The organism is Colwellia sp. 6M3 (genome assembly GCF_014077595.1).
In the GTDB taxonomy this organism is placed as follows: Bacteria; Pseudomonadota; Gammaproteobacteria; order Enterobacterales; family Alteromonadaceae; genus Cognaticolwellia.
In genome coordinates this window covers 1-7010 of the sequence record NZ_JACGWF010000138.1, presented here as the reverse complement: position 1 = coordinate 7010, position 7010 = coordinate 1, and the positions used below count along the sequence as shown (strand labels likewise).

Below are 7010 nucleotides of genomic sequence, written 5' to 3'. Positions count from 1 at the left end.
TTCTTCAAGCGTAGCCCAACCATTGATTGCTGAAGCGTATACAACTTTAAAATCAAGTTGTTCATCAGTAGCACCAAGGTTATCAAACAATTCAAAAACTTGATCCATAACCCAATCAGGACGAGAACCAGGCTTATCAACTTTATTGATAACTACAATTGGCTTTAAACCTTGAGCAAACGCTTTTTTCGTTACGAAACGCGTTTGAGGCATAGGGCCTTCTTGTGCATCAACAATAAGTAGCACTGAATCTACCATTGACATAACACGCTCAACTTCACCACCGAAGTCAGCATGGCCAGGAGTATCTACAATGTTTACACGGTAGCCATTCCAGTTAATAGCCGTGTTTTTAGCTAAGATTGTGATACCACGTTCTTTTTCGATATCATTTGAGTCCATCGTACGTTCTTCTAGACCGCCACGGGCGTCTAGCGTACCTGACTGCTCAAGTAATTTATCAACTAAAGTGGTTTTTCCGTGGTCAACGTGAGCAATAATTGCCACATTTCTTAATTTATCTAACACAGGCGTTACTCGCTGTTACTATCGTTTATTGCTACTTCAAGCAGTTTAACGAAATAGGGCTACAATTGGGCGCGTATTATACAGTAGAAGTCTCAGCAAAGACACCATGATAAGAAAATATAACCAACAAAATATTATTCAATTGATATACTGAGTTGGTTAAATTACCTTATACGCACCACAATAACGCAGGCATTGCACAATGTCGGTGCAGTAGTCGGTAATTAAAAACATTAAAGTCATATATTTCAATGGCTTTAGCATTGGCACAGTATTCGCTTTAGCACAATCATATAAAATTAAGTTTTTCAAAATTTAAGCAATAACTTCACTGGAGACTTTCAATGTCAAACGCAGTTTTAGATCTAATTAAAGAACATGACGTTAAATTTATCGATTTACGTTTTACGGATTCAAAAGGTAAAGAGCAACACGTTTCTATTCCTCATCATCAAGTAACAGAAGATTTCTTTGAAGACGGTAAAATGTTTGATGGTTCTTCTATTCAAGGATGGAAAGGTATCGACGAGTCAGACATGGTTATGATGCCAATTGCTGAATCTGCTGTACTTGACCCATTCACTGAAGCGGTTACATTGAACATTCGTTGTGACATTCTTGAGCCTGCGACTATGCAAGGTTACAGTCGTGACCCTCGTTCAGTAGCTAAACGTGCTGAAGATTACATGCGCAGCACTGGTATTGCAGACACCGTATTAATTGGTCCTGAGCCTGAATTTTTCGTTTTTGATGATGTGCGTTTCCACACAGATATGAGTGGTTCGTTTTACAAGATTGATGATAAAGAAGCCGCTTGGAATTCTGGTACAGAATACGAAGAAGGTAATATGGGACATCGTCCAGGCGTGAAAGGTGGTTATTTCCCTACATCGCCAGTAGATTCGTCTCAAGATTTACGTTCAGCTATGTGTCTAGTTATGGAAGAAATGGGCTTAGTTGTTGAAGCACATCACCATGAAGTAGCTACAGCAGGACAAAATGAAATTGCTTGTCGCTTTAACACTATGGTATTAAAAGCGGATGAAGTGCAAATATACAAATATGTTGTTCATAACGTTGCTCATGCTTACGGAAAAACAGCTACATTTATGCCTAAGCCTTTAGTAGGTGATAACGGTACAGGTATGCATGTTCATCAATCTTTAGCCAAAGACGGTGTGAACTTGTTTTCTGGTGATAAATACGGTGGATTGTCTGAAATGGCTCTTTATTATGTTGGTGGTATCATCAAGCATGCTAAAGCACTTAATGCCTTTACAAATGCGTCAACTAACTCGTACAAACGCCTAGTACCTGGTTTTGAAGCTCCTGTAATGCTAGCTTACTCTGCACGTAACCGTTCAGCGTCAATTCGTATTCCAATTGTACCATCACCTAAAGCAATGCGAATCGAAGTGCGTTTCCCAGATCCTACAATGAATCCTTACCTAGGTTTTTCAGCTATGTTAATGGCTGGCCTTGACGGAATCAAAAACAAGATCCATCCTGGCGATGCTATGGACAAAGATTTATATGACCTACCAGCGGAAGAAGCAGCAGAAATTCCACAAGTAGCATCATCATTATCAGAAGCATTAGACGCTTTAGAAAATGACATGGATTTCTTAACTGAAGGTGGTGTTATGGATAAAGACATGATCGATGCCTATATCAACATTAAACGTTCAGAAGTAGAATTATTAAACTCAACAACTCACCCAGTTGAATTTGATATGTACTACAGCGTGTAGTGAATTCAAATAGATAGATTTAAAAAAGCTCACCTAGGTGAGCTTTTTTTGTGGTACATTTGTAATAATTTGGATAGATTATACGTAATTAAGATAAAACCTACGGAACAGGAATATCACTTTTGATTCACATTGCGCGTTTTTGCATTTTTTATATTTTAATGACACAAGCTTTTTCTGTTTTTGCAGGCTCAGCTAAGGTTTATGTGTGGCGAAACGAGCAAGGAGTATTAGTATTTTCTGATAGCCCTAAACCTGGTGCTGAAGAAGTTGATATTAAAGAGCCTAACACCATAAAATCTTCCGTCGACACCTCTATTTTAGACATTAAACCTAAAGTCATCGACAACAGTTATCAAGTCGAAATTATTCAACCCGAAAATAATGCCACCATAAGAGACAACACGGGCTCTGCTTACGTGTCTGGTCGTATAAAACCTATTTTTAAGCGTGGGCTGCAAATACAATTGTACTTAGATGATAAACCCTATAAAAAACCACAAACTCACTCAATGTTTGTACTAAGAGATATAGACAGAGGCGAGCACCAAATAAAAATGTCACTACTTGATGATAAAGGCAAGGTTATTGCAACGTCATCTCCAGTAACGTTTTATATGCATAGAATATCGGTTAATAAGGCAAACTAGCCGGATTTCAGTGCATATTGCACCAACTTTATTTACACTCGTTACTTAGCGCACCAATTTAGTGCAAGGAAAAGTAATGACTAAAACTGTGGTAAATTTAAAAGAAATAAAAAGACACTATCAACAAGCATTACCAAATCAAATGGTAACGGCCATCGTTGTCTTAGATCAAGACCTGTCCATATGTTATGTCAATCCAGCAGCTGAAGCTCTATTAGTTAAAAGTTTAAGTAAAATTTACTTATTACCCATCGACCAAGTTTTTTACAACACCCCCATTAGTAACAAGCGCTTGCAACAGTTGTTGACTACCGGCCAAGAGTTCAGTGACAGCGATGTTTCTATTGAATTTTTCGACCAACGACAAATAACCGTTGAAATAACCGCATCATCTGTAAGCTTTGATCAATCTCCACATATTTTATTAGAGTTCAAACAAATTGATCAGCAAAAACAAATCAGTGCCGAAGCCTTTCAACAACAACAGTGGGAGTCTGCGCGAGATCTTATTCGTGGTCTAGCCCATGAGATTAAAAATCCATTAGGCGGCTTACGCGGTGCAGCTCAATTATTAGATTTAGAACTAAATGAAGAGCAAAAAGAATATACCGCAATGATCATCGAGCAAGCTGATAGGTTAACAAACTTAGTGGACCGTTTATTAGGCCCTAACTACCTGCCAGTGATGAAGTTACAAAATATCCATATGGTCATCGAAAAAGTATTCCAACTGACAAAATTTGATAACCCTAAAAATATTATATTAGCGCGTGATTATGACCCTTCCATTCCTGAGTTAACATTTGATCAAGACAAAATTCAGCAAACCGTGATCAACATTGTACATAACGCCATACAAGCTTTAGACAGTGAAAGTAAAATTACGCTTAGAACAAGAGCAGCAAGCAATAAAACCATTAATGGCAAGCGTATTAAACTGTGTGCAGAAATCAGTATTATTGATAATGGACCCGGTATTCCTGAACATATTCAAAGTACATTGTTCTACCCTATGGTTTCAGGACGAGCTTCAGGCACAGGCTTAGGGCTATCTATTTGCCAAACTATAATCCATCAACATCACGGTAAATTATCCTGTATAAGTCGACCTGGGCATACAGAGTTTACTATTTTGATACCTTTTGAAAGCGAGATAAAATAATGATCACCGAACAAGTATGGATCGTCGATGATGATAGTTCAATTAGATGGGTGCTAGAAAAAGCGCTTTCAAATGCCAATATAAGTGTAGGCACATTTCATAATCCAGAAGACCTATTGGTTGCATTAGAACATACCCAACCTGAAGTGATTATTTCAGACATACGTATGCCAAATATTGATGGTATGACCTTATTAGGTCAAATTAATGATGAGTACCCTTATATACCCGTTATTATCATGACTGCACATTCCGATCTTGATAGTGCAGTAAATGCATACCAAGGTGGTGCGTTTGAATATCTTCCTAAACCTTTTGATATTGATGATGCTGTTACATTAGCCAATAGAGCCTTAACACATGCTCGCGAGCAAAAATCTAAAAAGCAAAATGTAGTCCCATCAGCTGATACTGTTGGAATAATTGGCGCAGCGCCATCTATGCAAGAAGTTTTTAGGACGATAGGACGCTTATCGCGTTCGAGCATCAGTGTATTAATTAATGGCGAATCAGGAACAGGTAAGGAGTTGGTTGCTCATGCGTTACATATGCACAGCCCCCGTTCATCTGCACCTTTTATCCCTCTTAACATGGCCGCCATACCAAAAGATTTAATTGAATCTGAGCTATTTGGTCATGAAAAAGGCGCCTTTACGGGTGCTAATGCTGTTCGTCATGGACGGTTTGAGCAAGCACATCAAGGGACATTATTCTTAGATGAAATTGGTGATATGCCACTTGATATTCAAACAAGGTTATTACGAGTCCTCGCTGATGGACAATTTTATCGAGTAGGCGGACACTCTCCTATACAAGTTGATGTACGTATTATTGCTGCTACACATCAAAATTTAGAAGAACGAGTAACGAATGGAGATTTTCGTGACGATCTTTTTCATAGACTCAACGTTATCAGAATTCAAATACCAAGTTTACGTGAAAGAAAAGAAGATATCAGCCAACTGGCTCAACATTTCCTCAAGCAAGCAGCAAACGAATTAGCCGTTGAAGTTAAAACATTGCATAAAAGTACACTTTCATATTTAGAACATTGTGAATGGCCTGGAAATGTTAGACAACTTGAAAATATATGTCGATTCCTTACTGTTATGGCAAGCGGCAAAGAAATTCTAATGTCAGACTTGCCTAGCGAACTCACGGTTAAAGCTGTAACGGTAAAAAGTTCTAATGGTAGCTGGCAAGATAACTTAAAGAAGTGGGTTGATACTGAATTATCATCAGGGAAAAGTAATATTATAGAACAAGCATTACCAGAGTTTGAAAAAGTATTATTAGAAAGTGCCTTAAAACATACTCAAGGACATAAACAAGAAGCAGCTAAACGTTTAGGCTGGGGAAGAAATACATTAACACGTAAATTGAAAGAATTAGACATGCCAGATTAGTTTATAAATCTGGCGACAATTTGTATCTTAGGCATTGGATAACGGAAAAGTTATAACATCATCAATCTTGTTTACCGATAATGCAATCATAACCAATCTGTCAATGCCAAGTGCTACACCGGCACATGCAGGTAAACCCTGTTCGAGCGCAGCAATAAAATTTTCATCTATCTCAAGAGTAGGCTTACCTAATTGTTTTCTAAGGTCGTTGTCTTGCATAAATCGTAGTTTTTGTTGCTCTACATTCGTTAATTCATTAAAACCATTAGCGAGTTCTACCCCCTTGTAATAACATTCAAATCGCTCAGCTACACGTATATCTTTACTCGATATTTTTGCTAATGAGGCTTGGCTAGCGGGAAAGTCATACACAAAACATGGCGTGTCCTTGCCAATATCAGGCTCTATTAATTCTGCCATAATAAACTGTAGTAAAGTATCAACAGACTCTTCTTCCAGTAACCAATCACTTAGTTTATCAAACTGTGTAATAACACCTATCAGTTCGTTAATATTAGTATTTAATGGATCAAGGTTAACTTTATTAATAAATAGCGCTTGATAGCTAATTCTTTCAATTTTATCGCACTTAAGAATTAACTGCATGAGTTCTTCAACCTCATCCATCAGGTCAAAATGGTTAAAGCCTAATCGATACCATTCCAACATAGTAAACTCTGGATTATGGTATCTTCCCTGCTGTTCATGACGAAATGCTTTACATATTTGATAACAACATCCATAGCCACTTGCTAACAGACGTTTCATAGCAAATTCTGGCGAGGTTTGAGCATATAAGACTGTTGACTCACTACAGTGACTTTCTACTGAGTAATTAAAGTGAGTAACAAAGGCATCTAGGTGTGGATCAGTTACTGATGAACTTGATAAAAGTGGGGTATCGACTTCAATAACATCACGTTCTGAAAAAAATAACCTGATTAAAGATAGCACCTGCGAACGTTGCTTAGCATGGTGCCAATCCATAGTGGGTTGCCATGACATAAAAGTTACCTACCTTAAGAAAGAAATATTATTGGAATATTGACTAACAGTGTAATCAAAAGGTTAAAAGATGAACAATTGCTTTTACTACAGTCGCTGTTGTTAGGATACGATAAATAAAAACGCATAAACAGCAAAAAGCCCGACTCTTTCGAATCGGGCTTCTTAAATAGGAGCCTGATAATGTCCTACTCTCACATGGGAACTCCCACACTACCATCGGCGCTAACACGTTTCACTTCTGAGTTCGGAATGGGATCAGGTGGGACCATGTCGCTATTGTCATCAGACAAAAAACTTTATGAATTAATTAACTTAAAAATTAGCTAAGTCATAAGGTTTTAGACAAAAAACCCGTAGCGTCAGCTACGGGTTTCTCTTAATAGAAGCCTAGCAATGTCCTACTCTCACATGGGAACTCCCACACTACCATCGGCGCTAACACGTTTCACTTCTGAGTTCGGAATGGGATCAGGTGGGGCCATGTCGCTATTGTCGCTAGACAAAA

The 7010-nt window shown here is 38.1% G+C and carries 6 protein-coding genes and 2 rRNA genes; 4 read left to right on the top strand and 4 right to left on the bottom strand.

The features are described 5' to 3' along the window. Nucleotides 1-528, bottom strand: a 528-nt coding sequence (locus H4J50_RS18075) for a GTP-binding protein (protein WP_182257573.1), incomplete at its 3' end; no start/stop codon positions are given. A 344-nt stretch (nt 529-872) separates the two neighbouring features. Between H4J50_RS18075 and glnA the strand changes: the two genes are divergently transcribed. The 4 genes from glnA to glnG all read left to right on the top strand — a co-directional run bounded on the left by glnA (nt 873) and on the right by glnG (nt 5497). Next, nucleotides 873-2279, top strand: a complete 1407-nt coding sequence (glnA, locus tag H4J50_RS18070) for a glutamate--ammonia ligase (protein ID WP_108454810.1) — start codon at nt 873-875, stop codon at nt 2277-2279. Between the two features lie 122 nt (nt 2280-2401). Next, nucleotides 2402-2929 carry a DUF4124 domain-containing protein gene (locus H4J50_RS18065; RefSeq protein ID WP_239059070.1) on the top strand — a complete coding sequence of 176 codons (528 nt, stop codon included), beginning with the start codon at nt 2402-2404 and terminating at the stop codon, nt 2927-2929. A 76-nt stretch (nt 2930-3005) separates the two neighbouring features. Next, nucleotides 3006-4091, top strand: coding sequence for a nitrogen regulation protein NR(II) (glnL, locus tag H4J50_RS18060; RefSeq protein ID WP_108454809.1), 1086 nt, complete (start codon nt 3006-3008; stop codon nt 4089-4091). Beyond that, the gene (gene glnG, locus H4J50_RS18055; protein WP_108454808.1) at nt 4091-5497 is read left to right on the top strand and encodes a nitrogen regulation protein NR(I); all 1407 of its coding nucleotides are present in this window, start codon (nt 4091-4093) and stop codon (nt 5495-5497) included. Before glnL ends, glnG begins: the two co-directional genes overlap by 1 nt. Nucleotides 5498-5524: 27 nt before the next feature. Here the strand turns inward: glnG and epmA are convergent, their stop codons facing one another. The 3 genes from epmA to rrf (H4J50_RS18040) all read right to left on the bottom strand — a co-directional run bounded on the left by epmA (nt 5525) and on the right by rrf (H4J50_RS18040) (nt 7005). Further along, on the bottom strand, nt 5525-6502 hold the full coding sequence (gene epmA, locus H4J50_RS18050) for an elongation factor P--(R)-beta-lysine ligase (protein WP_182257572.1): 978 nt from the start codon (nt 6500-6502) through the stop codon (nt 5525-5527). A 175-nt stretch (nt 6503-6677) separates the two neighbouring features. Beyond that, nucleotides 6678-6792 (bottom strand): 5S ribosomal RNA (gene rrf / locus H4J50_RS18045). A 98-nt stretch (nt 6793-6890) separates the two neighbouring features. Further along, nucleotides 6891-7005 (bottom strand): 5S ribosomal RNA (gene rrf / locus H4J50_RS18040). Between the last annotated feature and the right edge of the window lie 5 nt (nt 7006-7010).